Annotated in this window: 1 protein-coding gene; it reads left to right on the top strand. The window is 58.1% G+C overall.

Translation table 11 applies throughout. The features are described from left to right. Positions 1–49 precede the first annotated feature (49 nt). Positions 50–265, top strand: a 216-nt coding sequence (gene rpmE / locus EOD29_RS32410; protein WP_127248846.1) for a 50S ribosomal protein L31, incomplete at its 3' end; no start/stop codon positions are given.

Below are 265 nucleotides of genomic sequence, written 5' to 3'. Positions count from 1 at the left end.
CCGCAACTGCATGCGGCAAATTGAACTCCGGTATCGCAGGAAGATTGTTATGAAGGCAGGCATCCATCCCGAATATCACATGATCAAGGTGGTCATGACCGATGGCACTGAGTACGAAACCCGCTCGACCTGGGGTTCGGAGGGCGCTGTCATGAACCTCGAAATCGATTCCAAGTCGCATCCGGCCTGGACCGGCGGCAATCAGCAGCTCATGGACCGCGGTGGCCGCGTCTCCAAGTTCAACAAGCGTTTCGGCGGCCTCGGC

The organism is Mesorhizobium sp. M1A.T.Ca.IN.004.03.1.1, from assembly GCF_003997555.1.
Taxonomy (GTDB): domain Bacteria; phylum Pseudomonadota; class Alphaproteobacteria; order Rhizobiales; family Rhizobiaceae; genus Mesorhizobium.
Note: the sequence above shows the minus strand (reverse complement) of the source record. Positions and strands in the feature narration are given on the sequence as shown.